Source organism: Streptomyces sp. NPDC048420, from assembly GCF_040651535.1.
Classification (GTDB): Bacteria; Actinomycetota; Actinomycetes; order Streptomycetales; family Streptomycetaceae; genus Streptomyces.
The window spans coordinates 266,434-290,055 of sequence record NZ_JBEZKG010000006.1 but is presented as its reverse complement, the minus strand read 5'-3'; the positions used below and the strand labels follow the sequence as shown (position 1 = coordinate 290,055).

At 68.2% G+C, this 23,622-nt stretch carries 23 protein-coding genes and 2 pseudogenes; 10 read left to right on the top strand and 15 right to left on the bottom strand.

The window, feature by feature from the left end; genetic code table 11:
* Nucleotides 1–107 precede the first annotated feature (107 nt).
* From AB0D34_RS13030 to AB0D34_RS13020, 3 genes are read right to left on the bottom strand one after another with little or no spacing between them, the layout of a single operon-like run.
* Nucleotides 108–1,250: a thiolase gene (locus tag AB0D34_RS13030; protein ID WP_362660808.1), complete on the bottom strand. Its 1,143-nt coding sequence runs from the start codon at nucleotides 1,248–1,250 to the stop codon at nucleotides 108–110.
* Nucleotides 1,247–1,663 carry an OB-fold domain-containing protein gene (locus AB0D34_RS13025; protein ID WP_362660807.1) on the bottom strand — a complete coding sequence of 139 codons (417 nt, stop codon included), beginning with the start codon at nucleotides 1,661–1,663 and terminating at the stop codon, nucleotides 1,247–1,249. Before AB0D34_RS13025 ends, AB0D34_RS13030 begins: the two co-directional genes overlap by 4 nt.
* 17 nt (nucleotides 1,664–1,680) lie before the next feature.
* Nucleotides 1,681–3,828 (bottom strand): CoA transferase, encoded by a 2,148-nt coding sequence (locus AB0D34_RS13020; protein ID WP_362660805.1) that lies wholly within the window; start codon nucleotides 3,826–3,828, stop codon nucleotides 1,681–1,683.
* A 262-nt stretch (nucleotides 3,829–4,090) separates the two neighbouring features.
* On the opposite strand from AB0D34_RS13020, the gene AB0D34_RS13015 reads away from it, so the two are divergent.
* From AB0D34_RS13015 to AB0D34_RS12980, 8 genes are all read left to right on the top strand, one after another.
* Nucleotides 4,091–4,294, top strand: coding sequence for a ferredoxin (locus AB0D34_RS13015; protein ID WP_362660803.1), 204 nt, complete (start codon nucleotides 4,091–4,093; stop codon nucleotides 4,292–4,294).
* A gap of 219 nt (nucleotides 4,295–4,513) precedes the next feature.
* Nucleotides 4,514–4,945 (top strand): oxidoreductase C-terminal domain-containing protein, encoded by a 432-nt coding sequence (locus tag AB0D34_RS13010; protein WP_362660801.1) that lies wholly within the window; start codon nucleotides 4,514–4,516, stop codon nucleotides 4,943–4,945.
* On the top strand, nucleotides 4,942–6,195 hold the full coding sequence (locus tag AB0D34_RS13005; RefSeq protein WP_362660797.1) for a cytochrome P450: 1,254 nt from the start codon (nucleotides 4,942–4,944) through the stop codon (nucleotides 6,193–6,195). The genes AB0D34_RS13010 and AB0D34_RS13005 overlap by 4 nt, the downstream gene beginning before the upstream one ends.
* Nucleotides 6,196–6,204: 9 nt before the next feature.
* Nucleotides 6,205–7,104 (top strand): SDR family NAD(P)-dependent oxidoreductase, encoded by a 900-nt coding sequence (locus AB0D34_RS13000; RefSeq protein WP_362660794.1) that lies wholly within the window; start codon nucleotides 6,205–6,207, stop codon nucleotides 7,102–7,104.
* Nucleotides 7,105–7,107: 3 nt separating this feature from the next.
* Entirely contained in the window at nucleotides 7,108–7,965 is an 858-nt protein-coding gene (locus tag AB0D34_RS12995; RefSeq protein WP_362660791.1) for a MaoC/PaaZ C-terminal domain-containing protein, read from the top strand.
* A 52-nt stretch (nucleotides 7,966–8,017) separates the two neighbouring features.
* The gene (locus AB0D34_RS12990) at nucleotides 8,018–9,121 is read left to right on the top strand and encodes an NAD(P)-dependent alcohol dehydrogenase (protein ID WP_362660789.1); all 1,104 of its coding nucleotides are present in this window, start codon (nucleotides 8,018–8,020) and stop codon (nucleotides 9,119–9,121) included.
* Between the two features lie 88 nt (nucleotides 9,122–9,209).
* Nucleotides 9,210–10,619, top strand: a complete 1,410-nt coding sequence (locus tag AB0D34_RS12985) for an aldehyde dehydrogenase family protein (RefSeq protein WP_362660786.1) — start codon at nucleotides 9,210–9,212, stop codon at nucleotides 10,617–10,619.
* A 109-nt stretch (nucleotides 10,620–10,728) separates the two neighbouring features.
* A complete protein-coding gene (locus tag AB0D34_RS12980) occupies nucleotides 10,729–11,634 on the top strand; it encodes an SDR family NAD(P)-dependent oxidoreductase (RefSeq protein WP_362660783.1) in 906 nt (301 codons plus the stop codon).
* Between the two features lie 165 nt (nucleotides 11,635–11,799).
* Here AB0D34_RS12980 and AB0D34_RS12975 read toward each other — a convergent pair.
* Nucleotides 11,800–12,037: pseudogene (locus AB0D34_RS12975) on the bottom strand (transketolase C-terminal domain-containing protein); the annotation flags it as partial.
* A 442-nt stretch (nucleotides 12,038–12,479) separates the two neighbouring features.
* Here AB0D34_RS12975 and AB0D34_RS12970 point away from each other — a divergent pair.
* Both AB0D34_RS12970 and AB0D34_RS12965 read left to right on the top strand, forming a co-directional pair.
* Nucleotides 12,480–12,851 (top strand): DoxX family protein, encoded by a 372-nt coding sequence (locus tag AB0D34_RS12970; protein WP_362660781.1) that lies wholly within the window; start codon nucleotides 12,480–12,482, stop codon nucleotides 12,849–12,851.
* Nucleotides 12,852–13,021: 170 nt separating this feature from the next.
* Nucleotides 13,022–13,324 (top strand): annotated as a pseudogene (locus AB0D34_RS12965) (NAD(P)H-dependent oxidoreductase); the annotation flags it as partial.
* Nucleotides 13,325–13,546: 222 nt separating this feature from the next.
* Here AB0D34_RS12965 and AB0D34_RS12960 read toward each other — a convergent pair.
* The 11 genes from AB0D34_RS12960 to AB0D34_RS12910 all read right to left on the bottom strand — a co-directional run bounded on the left by AB0D34_RS12960 (nucleotide 13,547) and on the right by AB0D34_RS12910 (nucleotide 23,619).
* Nucleotides 13,547–14,041 carry a ribose-5-phosphate isomerase gene (locus AB0D34_RS12960; protein WP_362660778.1) on the bottom strand — a complete coding sequence of 165 codons (495 nt, stop codon included), beginning with the start codon at nucleotides 14,039–14,041 and terminating at the stop codon, nucleotides 13,547–13,549.
* Complete coding sequence (locus AB0D34_RS12955; protein WP_362660775.1) at nucleotides 14,038–15,786, bottom strand: dihydroxyacetone kinase family protein; 1,749 nt, start codon at nucleotides 15,784–15,786, stop codon at nucleotides 14,038–14,040. The genes AB0D34_RS12960 and AB0D34_RS12955 overlap by 4 nt, the downstream gene beginning before the upstream one ends.
* Nucleotides 15,783–16,715, bottom strand: coding sequence for an NAD(P)-dependent oxidoreductase (locus AB0D34_RS12950; RefSeq protein ID WP_362660773.1), 933 nt, complete (start codon nucleotides 16,713–16,715; stop codon nucleotides 15,783–15,785). The genes AB0D34_RS12955 and AB0D34_RS12950 overlap by 4 nt, the downstream gene beginning before the upstream one ends.
* Nucleotides 16,712–17,584 carry a sugar phosphate isomerase/epimerase gene (locus tag AB0D34_RS12945; protein ID WP_362660770.1) on the bottom strand — a complete coding sequence of 291 codons (873 nt, stop codon included), beginning with the start codon at nucleotides 17,582–17,584 and terminating at the stop codon, nucleotides 16,712–16,714. Before AB0D34_RS12945 ends, AB0D34_RS12950 begins: the two co-directional genes overlap by 4 nt.
* A gap of 53 nt (nucleotides 17,585–17,637) precedes the next feature.
* Entirely contained in the window at nucleotides 17,638–18,486 is an 849-nt protein-coding gene (locus AB0D34_RS12940) for an alpha/beta hydrolase (protein ID WP_362660767.1), read from the bottom strand.
* A 64-nt stretch (nucleotides 18,487–18,550) separates the two neighbouring features.
* The gene (locus AB0D34_RS12935; protein WP_362660764.1) at nucleotides 18,551–18,964 is read right to left on the bottom strand and encodes a zinc ribbon domain-containing protein; all 414 of its coding nucleotides are present in this window, start codon (nucleotides 18,962–18,964) and stop codon (nucleotides 18,551–18,553) included.
* 43 nt (nucleotides 18,965–19,007) lie between these two features.
* The gene (locus AB0D34_RS12930) at nucleotides 19,008–19,817 is read right to left on the bottom strand and encodes an N-acyl homoserine lactonase family protein (RefSeq protein ID WP_362660761.1); all 810 of its coding nucleotides are present in this window, start codon (nucleotides 19,815–19,817) and stop codon (nucleotides 19,008–19,010) included.
* Nucleotides 19,818–19,837: 20 nt separating this feature from the next.
* A complete protein-coding gene (locus AB0D34_RS12925) occupies nucleotides 19,838–20,623 on the bottom strand; it encodes an SDR family oxidoreductase (RefSeq protein ID WP_362660758.1) in 786 nt (261 codons plus the stop codon).
* A gap of 26 nt (nucleotides 20,624–20,649) precedes the next feature.
* Complete coding sequence (locus AB0D34_RS12920; RefSeq protein WP_362660755.1) at nucleotides 20,650–20,961, bottom strand: putative quinol monooxygenase; 312 nt, start codon at nucleotides 20,959–20,961, stop codon at nucleotides 20,650–20,652.
* Nucleotides 20,962–21,011: 50 nt separating this feature from the next.
* Nucleotides 21,012–21,911, bottom strand: coding sequence for a ribose ABC transporter permease (locus tag AB0D34_RS12915; protein WP_362660752.1), 900 nt, complete (start codon nucleotides 21,909–21,911; stop codon nucleotides 21,012–21,014).
* A gap of 139 nt (nucleotides 21,912–22,050) precedes the next feature.
* Nucleotides 22,051–23,619 (bottom strand): sugar ABC transporter ATP-binding protein, encoded by a 1,569-nt coding sequence (locus AB0D34_RS12910; protein ID WP_362660750.1) that lies wholly within the window; start codon nucleotides 23,617–23,619, stop codon nucleotides 22,051–22,053.
* Between the last annotated feature and the right edge of the window lie 3 nt (nucleotides 23,620–23,622).

The window sequence follows — 23,622 nt, the reverse complement described above, 5'->3', positions numbered from 1 at the left end:
GCCTCTTCACCTGGCGACCGGCACGCAAGGGCACGACACAAAACGACACAACGCGGTGCCGGTCATATCGACCGGCACCGCGTCGTTGCGGTCTTCCCCAGATGCCGTCAGGGACGTTCGGCCGCCAGCACCAGTGAGGCTGCTGTGGAGAACATGCCGCCTACACCCTGGGCGAAGCTCAGCTCGACGTCCGGGACGGGCACGGCGGCGGTGCCGCGCACCTGACGTACCGCCTCCTGTATGGCGAACATGCCGTACATGCCGGTGTGCGTGTACGAGAGGCCGCCGCCGTTGGTGTTCATGGGCAGGACGCCACCCGGTTCGGTGTTGCCCTCCGCGACGAACGCCGCCGCCTCGCCGGGCTTGACGAAGCCCAGGTCCTGCAGCCCGTACAGGGGGACGTGGGCGAACGCGTCGTAGACCATCAGGTGGTCGATGTCGGCCGGACCGACGCCCGCCTCGCGGAACGCGTCGGCGCTGGAGTCGCGGAAGGCTCGTGACGAGGTGAAGTCCTCCATCTGCGACACCATCGAGTGCGTCGTGCTCTCGCCGGTGCCGAGGATGTACACCGGCCGTGACGGCAGGTCCGCCGCGCGCTCGGCGGAGGTCACGATGAGGGCGCCGCCGCCGTCGGTGACCACGCAGCACTCGGCCTGGTGGAAGGGGTACGCGATCGTCTTCGACGCGAGCACGTCCTCGACAGTGATGAGGTCGCGGCGGAACGCCCGTTCGTTGGGATGGGCCCACTTGCGCTGCGCGACCGCGACGCCGGCCAGTTGCTCGTGGGTGACGCCGAACTCCTTCATGAACCGCAGCGCGGGCACCGTGAACATCGTGACGAAGCCCGCGGTCCCGTACGGCATCTCGAACTGGCCCATCGCACTGCTGCGGGAGAAGTTCAGCCCAGCCTCTCCCACCCGGGAACGGCCGGACTCGCCGTGTGTAATGAGGACGGCCGAGGCCATTCCGGCGGTGATGGCGGCGGCCGCGTGGCGCACGTGCAGGAAGTAGGAGCATCCGCCGACGCTGGTGGAGTCGACCCAGCGGGTGCGGATCCCCAGCGTCTCGGCGACCTCGCCGGCCGCGAAGCCGGTGCTCGCGATCCCGTCGATGTCCGCCGGCGTCATACCGGCGTCGTGCAGGGCGTTGCGGGCCGCCTCGATGTTGAGGTTGAGGGCGGAGTGGTCGGGCAGGACGCCGAGACGGTCGGTCTCGGCGGCGCCCACGATCGCGATCGAACCGGGCTTCATTCGGTGACCTCCGCGGGGGTGAACACGGGCACGGTGATTCCGTCGCGTTGCTGGAACCTGACCTTGAGCGGCATGTCCAGGATCAGGTTCTCGGGGGTGTTGTCGATGCCGACGATGTTGGTCATCATCCGGGGGCCCTCGGCGAGTTCGACGACGGCGATCGCGTAGGGCGCGTCCTCCTCGAAACCCGGCGCCGGACGGTGGTTGATGTTGTACGAGTGCAGCGTGGCGTCACCGGACACGGTGACCCACTCCACTTCTCCGTCGAAGACGTAGGGGGAACAGGGCCGGGGGTGGAAGAAGTACTTGCCGGTGGTGACGCAGCGCTGGATACGCAGTTCGCCCTGTGCGGCGGCGTCCCAGAACGGCTGGGTCTCGGGAGTGGGTTTCGGCAGGAGTTTGGGCCTGGGCATGGTGTCCTCTGGATTGGTCAGCGGTAGAGAGGCGTGAACACGAGATTGAGCGGAAGTCCGGTCGCGACGACGCTGTCGCTCGCCAGCGTCTGGATCCGCTCGGCGGTGTAGCCGACTTCGGTGAGCAGTTCCTGGGTGTGCTCGCCCAAACCGGGTGCGTCGAAGCCTGGATGCTGGGGGGTGCGCGAGAACTTCGCGAACCGGCCGGGCTGGGTGTAGGCCGTCCCGGACGCGCTGACGGCCCGGTGCAGCAGACCGTGTTCGTGCAGGTAGGTATCGGCGCACACCTCGCTTGCCGTACGCACCTTCACTGCGGCGATCTGATGCGAGTCGCACCAGGCGATCGCGTCGTCGGTCGTTCGGCCGGCCAGGGACGAGGCGAGCGTGGCGGGGTCGATGTCGACCCTGCCGGGATCGGCCTGGACGCGCACGAACCCGTCACTGGTCGGATGGATGTGGTTCAGGGCGTCCGGCCCGGTGAAATCGTCACCGCCCGTGACGGGCGCCGGCCGGCCGGCGTAGTCGGTCAGCGCGTCCAGCTGCAGGAAGGCGGACGTCGCTGCCAGTGAGGTCGACAGCTGGCGCACGATGCCGAAGCGGGCCCGGTCGAGCAGGCCGAGCACCATGGTGAAGGCGCCCACCACGGCGGTCGTGTGGTCGTTCACCGGCTGCGACAGGACCACCGGCTCACCGTCGCCGCCCTGCGCGGTCATGATTCCGGCCGCCGCCTGCAGGACCGTGTCGTAGCCCGGTCGTGCGGCCAGGGGACCGCTCTCGCCGTAGGCGGTCACGCCGACACTGATCGCACGCGGGTTCAGCGAGGCCAGCCGGTCGAAGCCGTATCCCAGGCGCTCCATGACGCCGAGCCGGAAGTTGTTCACGACGACATCGCTGCGGCGCACGACCTCGTCGAACGCCTCCCGTCCGGCGTCTTTGGACAGGTCTATGGCGAGGCTACGGGTGCCGCGGTTGTAGACGAAGCCGACCATCCGCCAGGGATCGCCGGCCGGCGGTTCCACCTTGACGACGTCGGCGCCCAACTCGGCCAGCAGCGCGGCGGCATAGGGGCCCGCGACGAACGTGCCGAGCGAAGTGATGCGCACACCGTCGAGGGGACCGTTCCCCTGGGCCGCCACCGGCACAGTCGGATCGGTGCGGCGCTCCCGGACCGTCGCGACCGGCAGGCCCGGCATCCGCACACGGCCCAGTTCGGGATGATCGATCTCCCGGATCATGCCGTTGGCCGCCAACTGGGGCCCCGAGAACCACTCTTCCCTTCCCTGCACGATCGTGCAGGGGATGTCGGCTGCTTCGAGTGCGGCGATCCAGTCGGTTGCCGGTTTCGACGCGAAGTACTCGGTGAAGTGTTCGCGCACCCAGGCGTGGTTGGCGTTGCTCCACAGCGCGTCGAGCCGTCCACCGACTCGGTCGTCGTCCAGGAGATGGAGCGACCCCGTGGCCTCCAGGGCGGCCCGGGCGAACTTGGGGCCCAGGGCGCCCACGAACACCCATCGGCCGTCCGCGGCCCGATAGCGGGTGTAGAGCGGGTTGAGCCCGCCCGGTCCGATCGCGCGGGACGGATCCGGAGAGCCCTCGTCACGTGCGTAGAGGAAGCCGAGGAAGACGTTCGCCGCGTGGACCCCGTTCACCTCCACGGTCTGGCCGAGTCCGGACGTCTCACGTTCGAGGAGCGCGGCCGTCGCGCACGTCGCCGCCCACACCCCTTGGACGACGGTGATGTACGGGTACACGTGGTCGACAGGGCGACCGGAGAACGAGGCCTGGACGGCGGCGAATCCGAAGTAGGCGTGCAGCAGCTCCGCCGACTCCCCGCCCCCTTCCCACGGCACCCGGTCGGCTGTGTAAGGAGGCGTGACGACCACGATCAAACGGTCGTGGACACCTGCCGGTACCTGGTCGGGGTGGTCAACGAAGCAGACGTCCGCACCCGCGAACTCGTCGGCGGGGGGAGTGCCGTTCGCCGTCAGGTGTTTGACGGTCTTGGCATGGTCGGTGAACACGAATCGGGGTGCTCGCGTGGCACTCTCGCCGGCGGTCTCGAACCGGACGACGTCGGCGCCGAAGTCCGCCAGCAGTCCACTGGCGAGACGGCCCGCCAGACCGGCGGTGAGGTCGAGGATGCGGAGTTTTTCGAGCGGCTGCATAGGGCGCCCTCCGTAGGTGACCGTGAGTCGACAGACGAGCCGAGGCGGTCGGCGAACGTGGCGGCGTGCCACGTGGGCGGTGCCCGGCTTTTAGAACCGCGCTCTGATACTGACATGTGGAAGAGGGTCAGTCAACAGGAGCGTTATGCCTCTGACCTGCTACGCTTCCATTTCTAATAGAATGATGCTCTAGTGATTCGAGCTGGGGCAGTCGTGCAGGAAGGGGGTGTTCCGCGTGCAGGGAATGCGTGCGGGAGAACCGGTGAACGGCTATCGCATCGAGGCGGATGCCGAGCTGTGCATCGCTGCTCACCAGTGTTCGGCGGTGGCACCGGCACTGTTCGGTCACGACGAGGACGGTGTCGTCGTGGTCACGGACCGGGAACCGGCTGAAGAGTTGCGTGAGTCGGCCGAGTATGCGGCCCGAATCTGCCCGTCCCGGGCGATCCGGGTGCTGCGGGATTGAGAACCGCGGGGACTGGTGCGCGTCGGTCGGCGCACCCTCGGCCCTCCGGCGCGCGGTTCCGCGATAAGGGCGTCCGGCCTGGGCGGGAGTCGGGCCGGGCAGTGGCTGGCCGGAGACTCATTGACTAGAGTGACATTCTAGGATTCAATTCTTGAAAATCGAGATGGTGGCACGGCGGGAGCGCGGCGGGCGCACCGCCCGGACATCTGGAGGCGCGGCATGACGGAGACGGTCGTCGTCATCGGCGCCGGGCAGGCCGGCGTTCAGGCCGCGGTCTCGGCCCGGGAACGCGGATACGGCGGTCGGCTGGTCGTCGTCGGCGCCGAAACGCACCCGCCCTACCAGCGTCCGCCCCTGTCCAAGGAACGCCTCCGCGACGGCCTGGACGACATCGCCGGGCTGGTCGGCGAAGGCGACGAGATCGTGACCCGCGGCGATCCGGCTGTCGGCCCCTTCACCGCGTTCCACCTGCGCGGGGGGACCCTCGTCGCCGCCGAATCGATCGACGCGGCCTCCGACCACGTGGCCGCGCGCCGTCTGTTGGGTCCATCCGGGCTTCGTGGCGAACAGATCGACCGTGAGTTGCTGGCCGACCCCACCACCAACCTTCGTACCTATGCCGCGCACCGAGCCGAGGAGACCGTGCGATGACCGTGACCACCTTCTCCGATGTCAACGACATCGACCTCACCGACATCAGACTCTGGACCAGCGATCCGCATCCGGCACTGCATTACCTGCGTGAACACGACCCGGTGCACTGGCACGAGGCCGACCCGGCGAACCCCTTCGCCAACCACTCCTTCTGGGTGCTGACACGGCACAGCGACATCGTCCACGTCTCGCGCCACCCGGAGCTGTTCTCCTCGGCCCACGGCGTGACCGAGGCCACCCTCGAATCCCCCATCAGCGACTTCGACACGTTCGCGATGCTCGGCGCCGACGATCCGTACCACGGGTGGATGCGGGGACTCGTCAGCGCCGCGTTCACCGCCAAGCTGGTCCGCGACTCCGAGCCGTACATCCGGGAGAGCACCGTCGACGTGCTGGACGAGGTGGCCGGACGCCGCGACCCGTTCAACTTCGTTCACGGGGTCTCCGCGAAGGTGCCGATCCGCGTCATCGGCGACATACTCGGCGTCCCCCGCAGCGACCAGCACCTCCTGACGGAGTGGACCGACGGGGTCGCCGATCTCGACGACCTGGCCATCGACTTCGAGAGCGGCACCGCGCACTCGGCGAAGGCCGCCGCGGCCGTGACGGAGATGTTCGCCTACCTGGAGCGCATGCAGCAGCAGCGGGCCGAGTCACCCACCGAGGACCTGGTGTCCAAGCTGATGGGCGCCGAGATCGAAGGGGAACGGCTCAACTGGCAACAGCAGCGGGAGTCCTTCTTCATCCTCGCGACGGCGGGCAACGAGACGACCCGCAACACCACCACCGCCGGCGTCCGCGCACTGGCCGAACACCCCGACCAGCGACGCGAACTGATCGAGAATCCGCAGCTCATCAAGAGCGCCGTCGAAGAGATGCTCCGCTGGGGGACCGTCGTGTCCCACTTCCGCAGGACCGCCACCGAGGACACGGTGATCGGCGACAAGCGCATCTCCAAGGGCGACTGGGTCGTCATCTACTACAGCGCGGCCAACCGCGATCCGAGCGTCTTCCCCGACCCGGACCGGTTCGACATCCACCGCCGGCCGACCGAGCACCTGGCCTTCGGCGGTGGGGGCCCGCACTTCTGTCTCGGCGCTCCGCTGGCGCGTCTGCAGCTGCGGGTCATGTTCGAGGAACTGCTGCAGCGGTTCCCCGACTACCGCGTCGTCGGCGAGCCGGTGTTCAACGAGAGCAACTTCTTCCACGGCATCAAGTATCTGCCCGTCCAGCTCTACTCCGAGTGAGGGGAAACCATGTCCAGTAGTTTGGCAGGCCGGGTCGTCGTCGTGACCGGCTCCGGGCGCGGGCTCGGCCGGGAGCACGCGCTCCTGCTCGCCCGCGCGGGGGCCTCGGTGGTCGTCAACGACCTCGACGAGGACGGCAAGGGACCCGCGCACGACGTCGTGGACGAGATCCACGCGCTCGGCGGCAAGGCGGTCGCCGACTCGCACTCGGTGACCACCTGGGACTCGGCGGCCCAGATCATCGAGACCGCGACCTCCGCCTTCGGCCGGCTCGACGGGATCGTGTGCAACGCGGGGTTCCTGCGCGACCGCATGCTGGTCAACATGTCCGAGGCCGAGTGGGACGACATCGTCAAGGTCCACCAGTACGGCACCTTCTACATCCTGCGGCACGCCGCCGCGTACTGGCGCGGCCTGCAGAAGGCCGGTGAGAAGGTCGACGCCTCCGTGGTCACCACGACCGCCATCTCCGGCCTCCACAGCAACGTGGGACAGGTCAACTACGGAGCCGCCAAGGCGGCCATCGCGCTGATGACCGTCTCCATGTCACGCGAACTCGAACGGTACGGCGTCCGGGTCAACGCCATCTCGCCCGTGGCCATGACCCGCCTGACCATGGCCGGCCTCGGCGGCGGTGACCATGTCGCGGAGCTGGAGGACGCACTCGCGCCGGGCCATGTCTCCCCCCTCGTCGCCTGGCTGCTCAGCCCGGAATGCACCTCCAACGCGCAGGTGTACGGCGTGTTCGGGCGCGAGATCCACCGCTACACGGGCTGGACGCCGGCCGAGTCCGCCGTCGCCGACGAGGACTGGACCGTCGACTCGGTGGCGAAGGCGCTGCGCGGCTGGCCCGACCACTACGATCCGGGCTTCGTCCCCGGCATACCGCAGCAGACCGTGGGGGGCTGAACCGTGCCGATCAACGACGAACTCATCGGGCGGCGGCTGGGTGTCGTCGAGACGAGCTGGACCAGCCGGGACACCCGGCTGTACGCACTGGCCGTGGGCGCGGGCGGCGTAGACCCCGAGCAGGAGTTGCAGTTCACCACGGAGAACAGCGCCGGGATCAACCAGCGCGTACTGCCCACCTTCGGGGTGATCGACGGGGGCAGGGTCGGAGTCGGCGGCCTGCTGAGGGAACTCGAAGACGTGGACCTGTCGCGCATGCTGCACGGTGCTCAGGAGGTGGAGCAGCACCGGGAACTGCCGGCGTCGGCCGAGGCGGTCACGTCCGGGCGGGTCACCGCGGTGTGGGACAAGGGCAAGGCCGCGGTCATAGAGACCGAATCGGTCACCTCCGACGCGGTCTCCGGTGAGCGCTACGTCACCTGCCGCCAGAGCCTGTTCTTCCGAGGCTACGGCGGTTGGGGCGGCGAGCGGGGACCCGGTGCCGGAAGCCCGGTGCCCGAGGCCGAGCTGGACCGCTCCCTGAAGGCCACCACGCGCCTCGACCAGGCGCTGCTCTACCGGCTCACCGGTGATGCCAACCCGCTGCACTCGGACCCGGCCTACGCGCGCGGTGCGGGCTTCCCCAGGCCCATTCTGCACGGCATGTGCGTCTACGGCATGGTCGGACGGCTGCTGCTGAACGAGTTCGCCGACGGCGATCCGGCCGCCTTCCACAGCCTCAGGGGTCGGTTCTCGGCTCCGACGTACCCCGGTGACGACCTTGTCGTCTCGATATCAGGCCGAGGCCCCGAGCACCGGTTCGTCGTGGACAACCAACGAGGCGAGCGGATCCTGTCCGACGGCCGTTTCGTCACCGGCTGACCGCTCGGAATCCCAACAACAACACTGATCTCAGCTGAATGGAGGAGCCGCCATGGCTGGGTCCCTACCTTCCGTGGTCGACGCCGCGGTGATCCGGGGCGTCGACGAACCGTTCGCGCTGGAAGCGCTGAAGCTCGGCCCGCTCGGCCCGCGTGACGTCCTGGTGCGGATCGCAGGTGTCGGCATCTGCCACACCGATCTGGCCCTGCGCGGTCCGGCCGGACAGGAACTGCACCCCGTCGTACTCGGCCATGAGGGCTCCGGAACCGTCGCGGCCACAGGAGCGGAGGTCGACGGCGTCGCGGTCGGCGACTCCGTCGTCCTGAGCTACGACAGCTGCGGGCACTGTGCCAGGTGTCGCACGGGCCGGCCGTACTTCTGCGCGACCTGGTTCGACCTGAATTCCGGGAAGGCCGAATCCAGAACGCATGCCACGCTGACCGATGCCACGGGCGCGCCCGTCAACAACACCTGGTTCGGGCAGTCGAGCTTCGCGAACTACTCGGTCGCGACGGCCCACAACGTGGTGAAGGTCAGCCCCGACCTGCCATTGGAGATCCTGGGCCCGCTCGGTTGTGGCCTGCAGACCGGTGCCGGCGCCGTCGTCAACGTGCTGGGGCTCCGGCCCGGTCAGTCCCTCGTGGTCTTCGGGGTGGGCGCGGTCGGTCTCGCCGCGGTGATGGCCGCCCGGATCTCCGGCGCGGGCGCGATCGTGGCCGTCGATGTCGTGCCCGAGCGCCGCGAGCTGGCACTCACGCTCGGTGCCACGCACGCGGTCGACGGAGCATCACCCGAACTGTCCGTGCAGCTCCAGAGCATCACTGGAGGTGCTGATTTCGCCTTCGACACCACCGGCAGGTCGGCGGTGGTCGCCACGGCGATCGACGCGCTGGCACAGGGCGGCACATGTGCTCTGGCCGCCCCGGGGGAGGAACTGCGACTCCCCGCCCAGCAGATCGTCTTCGGGCGTCGGCTGACCGGAGTCCTCGAAGGCGATGCCGTCCCCGGTGTCTTCATCCCGCAGATGATCGAGTGGTGGCAGTCCGGACTGTTCCCGTTCGACAAGCTCGTCGAGCGCTTCCCCCTGCATGAGATCAACACCGCTGTTGACGCCGCCGCCTCCGGTCGGGTGGTCAAGCCGGTGCTCATTCCGTAGTCGCACACCCCCGCAGCCGGCCGTTCCGGCGGTATGTGACCGGCACCGGCGCCGTTCGTCCACAACCAACCTCGAAAGCGGGTGCGCCATGCGCCAATCGCTCATGACCATCGACGGCGAGGCCGTCGGCGGAGACGAATCGTTCGAGATCATCAACCCGGCCACAGGCGCGCCCGTGGGACGCGCACCGCAGTGTTCCCCCGCTCAGCTGGACGCGGCCATGAACGCCGCGCAACGGGCGTTCAGCACGTGGCGGCAGGACGCGGCCGAGCGGCGCGAGGTTCTGCACCGCGTGGCGAGCGTGGTCCGCAAGTCCGCCCAGGAGCTCGGCCCGTTGTTCACGGAGGAGCAGGGACGTCCGCTGGTCGCGTCGATCGGTGAGATCACGTACTCCGCCGACTGGCTGGACTACTACGCCGACCTGGAGATGCCCGACGAGGGCGTCGTGACCTACCCGGACCGCACGCTTGAGATCTCGCGGCGGCCCGTCGGTGTGGTCGGCGCGATGACGCCGTGGAACGCGCCGATCCTGCTCGCGATGTGGAAGATCGCTCCCGCCCTGGCAGCCGGCAACACCGTGGTCCTCAAGCCGTCACCCTTCACGCCCCTGACGACCCTCGCCCTGGGCCGGATCCTGGCAGACACCCTGCCGCCCGGCGTACTCAACGTGCTCAGCGGCCTGGAGCCGCTCGGCCGCGACCTCGTGGCACACCCGATCCCGCGCAAGATCAGCTTCACCGGCTCGGTGCCGATCGGCAAGACCGTCGCGGCGGCAGCCGCCCAGGACCTCAAGCTCATCACCCTCGAACTCGGCGGCAACGACGCGGCGATCCTGCTCGACGACGTCGACATCGACGACGTCGTGGAGCCGCTGTTCTTCTCCGCCTTCGCCAACACGGGACAGATCTGCGAAGCGACCAAGCGTGTCTACGTCCCCCGCGGCCTCTATGGCAAGGTGCTCGACGCCCTGGCCGAACGAGCTCGCTCCGCACGAGTCGGGAACGGTCTGGAACCCGGCGTCGAACTCGGACCGCTCACCACGCCGTTCCAGCGCGACCACATCGAGGAGCTCGTCGACGACGCCCGTGCCGCGGGTGCCACGATCGCCGCCGGCGGACGGCGGCTGCCGGGCGACGGGTACTTCTTCGAGCCGACCGTCGTCGGTGGCGTCGAGGACGGCACCCGGCTCGTCGACGAGGAGCAGTTCGGTCCGGCGCTGCCGGTCATCCCGTACACCGACCTGGACGAGGCGATCCACAGGGCGAACCGGTCGCCGTACGGGCTCGGCGGTTCCGTCTGGACCAAGGACCTGGACCGTGCACGAGCGGTGGCCAGCCAGCTGGACACCGGGCGGGTCCGTATCAACACGGCTGGTCAGATCCCACCCCCGGAAGCCCCTTTCGGCGGAGTGAAGTGGAGTGGGATCGGTGTGGAGAACGGTCCCTGGGGGCTGGCCGCGTACACCGAACTCCACGTCACCGAGATCGCGAACCCCTGAACCGGGGGAGCGACATGGGCACCCCGCGCGAGATGTGCGGGTGCCGGACGACGATCTCCGTGGAGCGAATCCCCGGAGCCGACTGCTGAAATGCTGAGGAGAACCAACCATGGGTAATTGGCTCAAGGACCGAGTGGCAGTTGTGACCGGGGGCGGTCGCGGTATCGGAGCCGCCATCGCCACGATGTACGCCGCCGAGGGTGCGGCGGTGCTGGTCAACGACCTCGGCGGGTCCGGCGCGGGCGAGGGCAACGACACCGCGCCCGCCGACCTGTTGGTCCGTGAGATCACCGAGTCCGGTGGTACCGCCATCGCCGACTACACCGACATCAGCGACCACGAGGCCACGGCGGCGATGGTCAACCGCGCGATAGAGGAGTTCGGTCGCCTCGACATCCTCGTGAACGTCGCGGGCATCCTCCGAGACAAAATGATCTTCAATCTGGAGGAGAAGGACTGGGACGCGGTCATCGCGGTGCACCTCAAGGGGCACTACAACACGATCAAGCCGGCCGCCCAGTACTGGCGCAAGCAGCGTGACGAGAACGCCCACAACCGGATCATCAACTTCACTTCCATCGCCGGCCTGCACGGGTCCGCCGGTCAGCCGAACTACGCGTCGGCCAAGATGGGCATCGTCGGTCTGACCTACTCCTGCGCGAACGCGCTGAGCCGCTACGGAGTGACCACTAACGCGATCTCTCCGGGCGCCGCGTCCCGGCTGGTCGCGACGGTCCCCACGGAGCGGCTCCACGACGACGCCGAGGACGTCATGCACGGCCCGGAGTACCTGGGCCCGATCGCGACCTACCTGGCGAGTGAGCGGTCCGCCTGGCTCAACGGCCGGGTCATCGGCGCCCGCGGAACCGAGGTGGAGCTGTACAACATCCCCGAACCGATCCGTTCGGTGGCCACACACGAACTCTGGGACATGGACACCCTCGCGAAGCAGGTCGAGACGCACTTCCGGGGCCCGGCCAAGGCGCCGTTGGTCGCACCGTGGTTCAACGACTAGCTAGTACTCCAGCAAGCGCAGCGGGCAGGGTGCCGTCACGTACGGCTTCTGCCCGCACACCCCTCGAAGGAGTGCCCACGACGGCGGTGGCGGCAGCATGGGCTACCGCGGGGCGTTGTCGGACTCGGCCAGGACCTTCCTCGGAGAGGCGCTTCAGCGCGTCTGTCATGACATACCCCGGGCAGCGGGATGCGCAGGCGGCGATGCGACGTACTCGGCAGTGAAGCCGAACTCGCGGAAGAGAACCTCGCCGTCGGCCGAAGCACCGAAGTGCTCCCTGGTCCTGCTCCTCGAACCACTCCACGGACGGCATGGACACCACCCGCGTCGGCACGCCCTGCGCCTGAAGTCGCTCACGCGCCTGAACGGCGATGTGCACCTCGGAGCCGGTGGCGATGAGGACCTTCAACCAGCTTCCAAGCCGCACGCCGCCGAGTTCCACTGCCGGCAGGGCAAGCGCGTGGCCTTCGTCTCCAGTGACTCCGGGTAGGCCGGCTGCCCGATCGCCGACCTCGCCCGCACGCTCGCCCTGTCGGCGGTGGAACTCGGCAGGATCAACGAAGGCGGACGCCTCATCGAGGTTCCAGGCGCACTGGTGCTGAGGAACTTCACCGAACAGCCGCTCACCTGGTTGGCCGTGTGCCGCTTTCCCCGGGCGGCGCGGCCAGCCCCCAGCCCCGACGGGCCGTCCCGCCTCAGCGTCTGCCCGTCACCGGCCATCGATGAGACCGCGCTTCGGCAACGCTCATGCGTGAGCAGCGAAACCCGCCGGAACAACCAGCCTCCACGGACGCCGGTCCCTCACAGCTCGGGCGGTCCGATCACTCTCCAGAAAGGCATGACCCGTGTTTGTCTTCGCCGCCGTGCTGAGCGTGCTGCTCGCCGTTGTCGGGCTGGCCGCCGGACTACCGAAAGCCCTGCTCAAGGGCAGTATCCCAGCCCAGTTGCAGTCTCCGGGAGGCCTCAGCGCCCCGCTGGTCCGGTTCATCGGGCTGGCCGAGCTGGCCGCAGCCGCAGGGCTCCTCGCCGGTCTCTTCTGGCAGCCCATCGGCGTTGCCGCCGCCCTGGGATTCGCAGTCGTGCTCGTCGGAGCCATCCGCTTTCACGCCACGTCCGGCGACTACGCCAACCCCGAGACCCGCGGTAAGGCGCTGGCACCCGCCATCCTCACCATCATCGCGATCGCTGCCGCCGTCACTCTCGCCCTTGCCTCCTGACCAGGGCCGGAATCCGCGGCGCCACAGCTCATCCTCCGCCCGGCAAACCGGTCAGGGTACTCGCGAGATCGCCTTTGCGCGCACCCTGACCGTTCATCCGTATCTGCGCCCCGGCTACCGCGACACCTGAGGAACATCCCATGGCCACTCTTCTGCACGTCGATTCGTAGCTGTTCCCCGGCGACGTCTCCTCCTCCCGCGCCACGACCGCCGCCTTCCGCCAGACCTGGCAGGGGCACCACCCCGAAGGCACGGTCGTCTACCGTGACCTCGCCACGAACCCCGTACCGCACCTCACCGCCGAGTCCGACACCGTCGGCCAGACCGATCCGGCCGCGCACACCCCCGCTCGGGCCGACGCCGTATTGATCGGTGCCCATCAAAGCGTGGCTCGACAACATCGTCCTCGTCGGCCCACTGCCGCCGTGGAAAACTCCAAGCTCAAGGACACCCCCGTCACCGTCGTCGCCAGCTGCTTGTCCCAGACGGCGCGGGCCTCACGGTCCCGTACGCCCAGGGCGCGGCGGAGAGGGCCGTCTTTGATGCGCCGTTCCCCCGGAGCGGTGGTCGGACGCGTGCGGGGCTCGGGGGCTGGTCTTGGGGCCGAGGCGCTACCCGAGGGGTCCGGCGTCGGGCGACTGACGCGCCTCAGCGGGGGAAGGCCCAGCTGCCGGGGGTGGGACGGGCAGGTTCGATCAGGGTGTGCCGGAGTCGCTCAAGGGACTCTCCTGTTCGTAACCGGAGATCGCCGCGACCTTGGCCGCGGAGGCGGAGCTGGTGTCGAAGCGGTAGTTGAGCCATTCGCGAGCAAGGCGGCGGGCGAGTTCCAGGCCCACGACACGCTGGCCGAAGCACAACACCTGTGCGTCGTTGGACAGTACGGCCCGCTCCACCGAGAAGCTGTCGTGCGCGGTCACGGCCCGGACACCCGGCACCTTGTTGGCGGATATCGCCATACCGAGCCCGGTGCCACAGACGAGGAGGGCCCGCTCTGCCTTCCCTGCCGCGACAAGCTTGGCCGCGGTTACCGCTACGTGCGGATACGCGGTGGTCTCGCCGGGGGTCACCCCCACGTCGATGACCTCGGCGATCCGGTCGTCGGCTTGCAGGTCGGCCTTGAGAGCCTCCTTGTACTCCAGGCCCGCGTCATCGCAGCCGACGACCAGTCGCAGGGGCTGCTGTGCGGTCATTCGACGTGCTCCTTCGTGCGTACGGAAAGGACTGAGCGGACACACAGGGCGTAGGACGTCGCCCCGGCATCGGGTGTGCCGATGCTGCGTGCCGCCAACGGGCGTGCCCGGCCCGTCTTCGGAACCAGGTCTGCGGTCGCCAGGGCAGCGGTTTGGGCCACGGCCGCTGCCTCGTCCCACGCGGTTCCCAGGTCCGCGCCACGGCCGATGGCGGTCTCCAGGGCATCAGCGAACGGCAGGGCCGCATCCAGCAGAGTCTTGTCACCCGGAGCGGCCTTGCCTATGGCGACGATGGTGTTCAGCCCTTGCCGAAGGGCGTCCGAGACATCCTCGGCGGTGATGGCGGACGCGGTGTCGCTCAGGAGTTCCCCGGCCGCACGCATTCCGGCACCCCACAGGGCACCGGACGTGCCACCCGCTTTCGCGGCCCAGGAGTCGCCCGCGCCGATCAGCACGGTGGACACGCCTGCCCCCCGCTCGGTAAGAGACGTGGCCGCCTCGACGGCGGCGGTCACGCCCTTGACCATGCCCCGTCCGTGGTCTCCGTCGCCGGCGACCGCGTCGATGCGGCCCAGTTCGTCGGCGGAATCGATCAGAGCGGTCCGCATGCTGCTCAGAGCCGCGACGACGGCGGCAGCGGCTTGCCGGGCCGCAGTCGTCGCCGGCGGGATCCGTGCCGCCTCGATGGACGAGCCACCCTGTACTGCTGGGGAGCGCCGTCGGTTCCCGCCTTCATCCTGGGCAAGGCGGGCGAGCCCCTTGCGGTAGGCGGGGGTGTCCGCCGGTGCGCGCCACAGTGACTCCAGTTGCTCGTCGAGGAACGTCACCGTGAGGGAGACACCGGCCATGTCGAGGCTGGTCACCAACTCGCCCACCTCTGGTTCGACGACGGTGAGGCCTCGCCCGGCGAGGAGCTGCGAGACCGTGGCCCACACGACGAAGAGTTCCTCGTACTTGGTGGTGCCGAGTCCGTTGAGGATCACCGCGATTCGCCCCGAGCAGTCGGCGGGTCGCTCGGCGAGAACACCGTCGACCAGCCGGTTGGCCAGTTCGGAGGCGGACGGCATGTCGGCCTCCGACACTCCGGGCTCACCGTGGATCCCCAGCCCGACGCCCATGCGCCCCTCGGGCACGGTGAACAGAGGCGTCCGAGCGCCTGGCAGGGTGCAGCCGGAGAAGGCCACCCCGAGGGTGCGGGTACGGTCGTTGGCGCGGCTCGCTGCTTCCTCGACCGCGTCGAGGTCGTAGCCGGCCTCGGCTGCGGCACCTGCCACGCGGAAGACCACGAAGTCCCCTGCGACCCCGCGGCGGCGCTCGGTTTCGGTGTCGGGTGCACTGGCGAGGTCGTCGGTGACGAACAGCACCCGAGCGTCCGTGCCCTCACCGGTCAGTCGTTGCGCGGCGCTGGTGAAGTTCAGGACGTCGCCCGCGTAGTTGCCGGAGAGGATCAGCACCCCTGCGTCACTCGTGGCGGCCTTCGCCACGGTGTAGGCCTCCTGGGCGGAGGGCGAGGTGAAGATGTTCCCGACGACGGCACCATCGGCGAAGCCGCGGCCGACGATGCCGCAGAAGGCGGGGTAGTGCCCGGAGCCGCCTCCGACGACGACGGCGACCTTGCCCCGTGGGGTCTCCTGAGCGCGGACCACGCCCCCGGGCACGCCGCTGACGTACTCGGAGTTGGCGTCGAGGAATCCGGCGAGCATGTCCTCTGTGAAGGCCGCCGGGTCGTTGAACAAATGGGTCATCGGTCGTTCTCCATGCTTGACGCGGAAGCATCCGCACCGGCTCGTCCCGTTCCCGGGCCAGGCCCGTCGGCGCGGTACGTGGTGATGACGCGGGAGTCGTCAGCGCGGCCGAGACCGGCAGTCGCGGCGGCATGGAACCTGTTTGCCGCTTCCGTGAGCAGCGGCGCGTCGAATCCGACCGCGTCGGCGGCATCGGCGACCAACGTCGAGTCCTTGACGAAGATGTCGATGGCGGAGCGGACCGGCGGATCCTCGGCGAGCATGCGAGGGCCGCGGTCGGACAGCATCCACGAGCCGGCCGCACCGCCCTTGACGATCTCGAGCACGGTGTCCGGGTCCAGACCGAGAGCCTCCGCGAAGGCCAGAGCCTCGGCGGCCGCGGCCAAGTGGACGCTGCACAGTAGTTGGTTGACGAGTTTGACCGCTTGCCCGTCGCCCACGGCAGGGCCGCACAGGACGAGCCGACCCATCGACGTCAGGAGCTTGGTGTGCCGGGCCAGCAGTTCCAGGTCGCCGCCGGCCAGCAGCGTCAGCGTGCCGGTCTCCGCTCGCGCCACCCCACCGGTGACGGGTATGTCCAGGACCCCGACCCCGTGATCGACGAGGGCCTCGGCGACCGCGCGGACACTGTCGACACCAACGGTGCTCATGATCACGCAGCATGTTCCCGCGGCGATCCCCTCGGCCACGCCCCCCTCTGCGAGGACCGCGTCGTGCAACTGCTGAGGCGTCGCCACCATCACCACGACGGCGTCGGCGTCCTTGGCCGCTTCTCCGGCGCCGGCTGCCGGGAGCATCCCCGCTGCCGCGGCCTCGTCCAGCCGCGCCGGGGACGCGTCGAAGGCGACGACGTCGAATCCGGCGGTGACCAGATGCTTCGCCATGGGCAGTCCGATGGCTCCGACCCCGACGAATCCCACGCGTGTCATCGGTCCTCCCGACCGTCGTGTCCGCTTTCGGAGGCCGCGAGGAACATGGCGGACAGGGCTGCCGCCACCTCGTCGTCCTTGCTGGTGTACGGGCTGTTGTGAGTCTCCAGCTCCAGAACATAAGCGCCTTGGTAACCGGCGGATTCAGAGGCGCCGAAGAACCGGGCGAAGTCGATGTCTCCGTGGCCGACAGCGCGCCGTATGTCACCTGGGACCGCGTCCCGCAACTGCACGTGCACGATCTGGTGGGCGCGCTGGGTGAACGCCTCCGCGGGGTCGGAACCACCCGCGGCGACATGCGAGGTGTCGAACACGAGCGGTAGCTGCGAACCCAGTTGGTCGGCCAGTTCGAGAGTGCGGGCCAGCCGGAGGTAGTGCGGTGCCTCGACAGCCACTCGCACTCCGTATCGCTGCCCGACGGCCGCCGCCAGGAGGGAGCCTTCGATCACCTGGGCAAGCCGATCCCTGACGTCACTGGCCGCAGCGTCGTTGTCGCCGGGATGCAGGGCAGCACCGCCAGGAAGGATGAGCAGAGGTGCACCGACGGTGGCGCAGAATTCAGTCAGTCTCTCCACGCGGTTCAGCACCACGGCGAAGTTCGTCTCGTCGAAGGACTCTGGATCCGCGTTCAGCGCGAGCGGCTTCAGACCGCCGGCCTCGACCGCGGCTGCGGCCTTCCGCAGCTGACCGGGCTCGCCGTCGGGAGAGATGTGCTCGCACAGTCCACGCAGCGCTACGAGGTCGACGGCTTCGGCGCCCAGCGCGGAGATCCGTTCCAACGCGGGGGCCAGCTCAAGGTGCCGGAAGCAGACGGTGGAGACACCGATACGCTCGGCGATGGTGCGCCCGTTGGGCGCGACGACAGACATGACAGGTCCTTCCGGACAGGTGTGCTAGGCGGGAGGTGAGAGAAAGTGGCGTGTTATGTCCGGGCGACCGTGAAGAAGGAGCGGAAGTGCCCGGCGAGTTGCTCTGGCTGCTCGTCGGGGACCCAGTGCCCGCACTCGTCGATCACTACCTCCGTGACGTCCTTGGCCATCGTTCGGCAGGAGACGGCCACTTCGGTCCCTCGTCCCCAACTGGTGCCGCCCCCGACGGCCAGGACCGGCATGTCCAGTGGCGGCAGCCCGGTGTTGTCCGCGACGTCCTGGGTGACGCTTCGGTAGTAGGCGAACCCGGCGCGGGTGGCGCCCGCGGAGGTGTACACGCGGAGGTACTCGGCGATGTGCGCGGGGTCGATGGCATCGGGCCGGTGTCCGTAGTTCCGCCAGAACCAGCCGAGGTAGTGGTGCTCGCGTCCTTCGACGAGCGCCTCGGGCAGGTCGAGGGTCTGCAGGAAGCGGTGGTGCCAACGGCGTCCGCCCTGGCCGATGTCGGGGGCGCCGTCGCCGGGGATGGCGACATCGACGATGGCCAGTCGGCTGACGGCGTCGCGGTGGTCGGCGGCCAGCCGGAAGGCGACCACTCCGCCCCAGTCGTGTCCCGCCAGATGGAACGTCTCGATACCGAGCCGGTCGTGGACGAGTTCCCACACGTCTGCCGCGACGGTCTTCTTGTCGTACCCGCCGGCCGGGCGGGAGGTGTCCCCAAGCCCGCGCAGGTCAGGCATGATCACCCGAAAGCGGTCGGTGAGGAACGGCAGGGTCCTCTGCCAGCACAACCAGGTCTGCGGGTAACCGTGGAGCAGCACCAGCGGCTCACCCTCGCCGGCGACCGCGTAGTGCATCTGCACCTCGGACAGGTGCGCATAGTGGTGTTCGACCTGTGTCATGGCCGGGCCCTCCTGCTGCCGTGCCGCCGACGACCTGGCTGCGTATCGGAAGTAACGACGGCGCTCATGCCGGCGCTCCGTCCGCCTCGGGCCGGGGCGGCCGGTCGGGGCGGCTTGTGGTGGCGCGCACTTCGTCCACGGTCAGCGGTGCGTGGTGGTAGTGGCCTTCGTGAGCCACCACCGGGGACCGGGGGGCCGAGAGTTCCGGGTAGCGCTCTTCGAGGTTGCTGCGCTGCTCCAGCGCTCTGCGCCAGCCGGTGACGACATCACGGTTGCCCCGGTGGGTGCCGAGCCAGGTCGTCGGCGCCTCGTGGCTGCTCGGCGGCAGGCTCGCGGTGCCCGTCAGACGGGCACCGGCGGCCGGCCGACGCCGGGTCTTGGTCCCGCATGCCGGGCACGCGGGGTGAGGTGAATTCCAACGGGGGACGAGTGCCTCGAAACGGTGCTCGTGGCTGCACTCGTAGTCATAGATCGGCATGGGGTGTCCTTCGGGCCGGGCGGCGGAATGGGCGCCGGTGCGGTCACGTGTAGTGGTCCGGGGCGGACCGCATGAGCTTCGACTGTTCGGCGTCGTGGCCGAAGATCACGGTCGCGTCGGTGCGTTCGGCGATTCCCCTGATCTTCTCGACCGATGCCAGCCACTTCTGGCTGTCGTACACGCTGCCCGGCGTGACGGTCGGCGGGCCGAAGTTGTCGCCCCGGAAGATGGCATCGGAGGTGAAGATCATGGTGCCGGTGTCCGGCAGATCCACCTGGAGCGACATGGTGCCCCAGGTGTGCCCGGGGGTCTGGAGCAGCTTGATTCCGGGCAGAATCTCGGTGTCCTCGCTGACGGTCTGGAAGGGCAGTTCCCCGTAGTCGCTGCGGATGAAGGGGCCGTCGCAGTAGCCCTCGAAGCCGAACGCGCCGTCGTACTCCGCCTGGCTGCACACGACCTTGGCGTCGGTGCCGTTGAACATCCAGCCGTTGCCCGCGTGGTCCCAGTGCAGGTGGGAGAAGACCAGGAAGTCGATGTCACCGGTCTCCACTCCGGCCTGTCGCAGACGGGAGTCGAACCACTCCTGCTCCTCGGCGACGACCGGCCAGTAGTCGGTCAGCCCGGTCGGCGCCCACTTGGTCTCCCAGTCACGCGGCAGCCCGGTGTCCCAGAGAAGGTTGCCGTCGGGGTGCTGGATCAGCACGGAATGAACGGGCACGTCCACCCAGGGCGCCGCCCTATGGGGTTCCTGACGGGTGCCGACCACGCGTGCCGGGTCGAACAGCAGCCAGCTCAGACTGGCCTCGAACTTGCCCACCGGCATGACGGTGAGCTTGATCTCGCCGCTGCTCATCTTCAGATGCCTCCCTCTGGTCAGATGTACCGGCTCAGGGTTTCTCCGCCGTCGACGCTCAGCAGGTGTCCGGTAACCATGCTGGATTCGTCGGAAGCGAGATAGACGGCGGCGTTCGCGACGTCGGCTGCTTCACCCCAGCGGCCGAGCGGCAGTCCTTGGGCCAGGGAGTTCTGGAATTCGGTGTCGTCGAATTCGTCACGCGTGAAGGAGGTCTTCACGAAGGTGGGGCAGATTCCGTTGACCCGGATACCCTTCGGGCCGTAGTCGGTTGCCAGGGACATGGTGAGCAGGCGGGTGGCGCCCTTGCTGGTGTTGTACAGCGCCTGGCGCGGATGACCGCGCAAGCCGGAAGTGGAGACGATGTTGATGAGATTTCCACCGTCCCCCTGGTCCAGGAACACCTTGATGGCTTCCACGGAGCCGAAGTACGTCCCCTTCACGTTGACATCGAGGATCTGGTTCAGATCGTCGTCGCTGTATTCGTGGGCAACCTTTCCGTAGCGGCGGACGGCCGCGTTGTTCACCCACTGGTCGAGCCTTCCGAACCGCTCTACGGCCGCGTGCGCCAGTGCCCGCACTTCGTCGTGCGCCGAGACGTCACAGGGGACGAACACGGCCTGACCACCGCGTTTGGCTATCAGGTCGGCCGTCGCGATGTCACCGTCCTCTTCGAAACCGCCTTCCCGCGGGGTCGCGCGCACATCGCTGACGACCACCTTGGCGCCTTCCTCGGCGAACCGTAGGGCGATGGCACGGCCGATGCCCGAACTGGAGCCGGTGATCACGGCCACCTTGTCCTGCAACCTGTTCATGACTGCTCCTTTTCTGGTCAGGCCTTCGCGTCGGTACGCGGAGTGCATATGGAGATGCGTACCGGAATCGCGATCAGGTGTCTGGTGACGCGGTCGTAGTCGGCGACATGCGGGGACTCGAGATGCCGCTCGAAATAGTCCCTGGATTCCCACTCCTCGTAGAAGAGGAAGTGATCAGGATTGTCCAGGTCCTGGAGTATGTCGTAGCTGATGTTCCCGGCTTCTTTCCGGGTGGGCTCCACCAGTTCGGCCAGATTCCGCCAGAGTTCTTCGGCCTGGCCCGGATGCGCCGTTACGTCGGCGACGATTCGAATCGGTTGACTGGGCATGTATTGCCCCTTTCACTTCTTGGCACTTCTCCGGTGTTCCCCTCTTACAGTCAAGAGGCCTTGGCCCGTCGGCGCGCGCTGAGAGAGTCGAAGGAAACCGCGATGAGAATGATGGAACCGATGACCACCTGGTGCCAGAACGTGTTGACGTTCAGCAGGTTCAATCCGTTACGCACCACTGCCATCAGCGCCGCGCCGATCGCTGTTCCGGCCAGAGACGCCTTGCCGCCGTTGAGGCTGGTGCCGCCGATCACGACAGCGGCGATGACATCCAGTTCGTAGTTGGTCGCCGCCTCCGGCATCGCGGCTTCGAGCCGGGAGGTCAACAAGAGCCCTGCCAGCGCGGCGGCGAAGCCTGTCATCACATACACCGACACCTGAATCCGCGAGATGCCGATCCCGACCAGTCGCGCGGCTTCCCGGTTGCTGCCGATGGACAGCACATACCGGCCGAACTTGGTGCGGTACAGCAGGTACCAGCAGACAGCGAAGACGAGGACCATCGCCAGCACCGGCACGGGAACCCCGGCAATGGCGCCCTGGCCGAACCACTGGAACTCCGAGAAGGCGAGCCCGGTCATGGGGACTCCCTGGCTGTACACCATGATCACCCCTCGGAGGATGATCATGGCTGCCAGGGTGCAGATGAACGGCGAGATGCCGAGTCGGTCGATGAGCAGGCCGTTGACGAGGCCTATCAGGCCGCCCAGCAGCAGGCCGGCGAGCACGGCGAGGTAGATGTTGACGCCCTGCAGTATCAAGTCGGCCATGAACAGACCGGTCAGGGCGGTTGTGGCGCCCACCGAGAGGTCGATGCCACCCATGCCGATCACGAACGTCGCCGCGAAGGCGATGACGGACACGAAGACCATCTGCCGCAGGACGTTGGTGATGTTGTCCACGGTGAGGAAGTCGTTCGCCGTCAGGCTCAGCGCCGCGACGATCAGCACGAAGACGGGAAGGATCCGCCCCCCGCTGCTCCCGAGCAGTGCGGATGTGAAGCCCACCGTTCGGGGCGGGCGGGCAGTCGCGGCCTGTGGTGCGGAGGAGGCTCCGGAAGCCGCGGGTGTCTGGGGGTACGTCTTGCTGTCACTCATCTGCGGCCTCTTCGGCACGTTGGACGGAATAGTGAGCGATAAGTTCCTGGGTGGCCTCGCCGGCGTCCAGGACCGCCGCGACGCGGCCTTCGTACATGACGAGAACGCGGTGGCAGATACCGAGCAGTTCGGGGCTCTCGGAGGAGACCACGACAAAGGACTTCCCGCGCCGCGCGTAGTCGGCGATGTGCCGGTAGACGTCGGCCTTGGCCGACACGTCGATGCCGCGCGTCGGCTCCTCGAGGATGAAGACCTCCGGATCGACCGCGAGCCAGCGGGCGAGCAGTACCTTCTGTTGGTTCCCGCCGCTGAGCAGGGTGATTTCCTGCTCCCCGGACGTGGCCTTGACGCCCAGCTCACTCGTGTAGCGGTTGGTCACCTGCCGTTCCTGCTCCCGGCGCAGGCGCAGCCGTGAGGTACGCCGCAGGCCCGCGATGGTCAGGTTCCAGCGGATGGAGTGCCCGGTGAACACTCCCTCCGTCTTGCGTTCGGCCGGCAGGAAGGCCAGGCCGCATGCCGTTGCGTCCTTGGGGCTGCGAATCGTGACCTGCCGCCCGGCGACAGCCACGGTCCCCTTCTCCGGTGGCCGGATTCCGTAGACAGACCTGACAAGCGCGTTCTTGCCTGATCCGTTCAGCCCGGCGATGCCGAGGATCTCGCCGCGCCTCACAGCGAAACTGACCTTCTCGAAGTTCCGTGCCAGGGTGAGGTCTTCCACCTGGAGAACGGCCTCCTCGGCCGGCGGTGGCAGCGTCGGATACTGCTGTTCGAGAGAGCCGCCGATCATCAGCGAGATGATGGTGGCGACGTCCACCTGATCCGTCGGAGCCGTCGACACGTGGTTTCCGTCGCGCAGCACGGTGATGCGGTCACAGAGGCCGACGACCTGGTCGAGCTGGTGCGACACGTAGATGACGGACTTGCCGGCGTCTTTGAGCCTGCGCACGGTGGCGAACAGTTGCTCGCGTTCTTCGGCCTCCAGCGCCTCGGTGGGCTCATCCATGATGATGATGTCCGCCCGGGAGTGCAGCGCCCGTGCGATCTCGATGAGCTGTTTCTCCGCCAGACTCAGCCTGCTGACCGGAACATCGACGTCGATGACGACCCCGAGATCCTCCCGGAGGAGGTCGAGCGTCCGGTCGCGCATGGCTCTGCGGTCAAGAGGGCTCAGGATCCACGGACGTCCGCCCCAGCACTTCTCGTGCCGGACAAAGATGTTCTCCACGGCCGTGAGGTCCGGGAAGAGCGACAACTCCTGGTAGATGATCGCGATGCCGAGCTCTTGCGCGTGCGCGGGTCCGCGGAGATCCACCGCCTTGCCCCGGATGCGGATTTCGCCGTCGTCCTTGCTGTACGCGCCGGAGAGGATCTTCATGATGGTCGACTTGCCGGCGCCGTTCTCCCCGACGAGGCCGAGGACTTCACCCGGGAAGATACTGAGATCGACATCGCGCAGAGCGTGCGTGGCACCGAAGCGCTTGGTGATGCCGTGCATGTCGAGAACGGGGCTCCGGCCGGACGGGTCTTGCTCCCCCGCGTGACTGCGTGCTGAGGTGGTCATCAC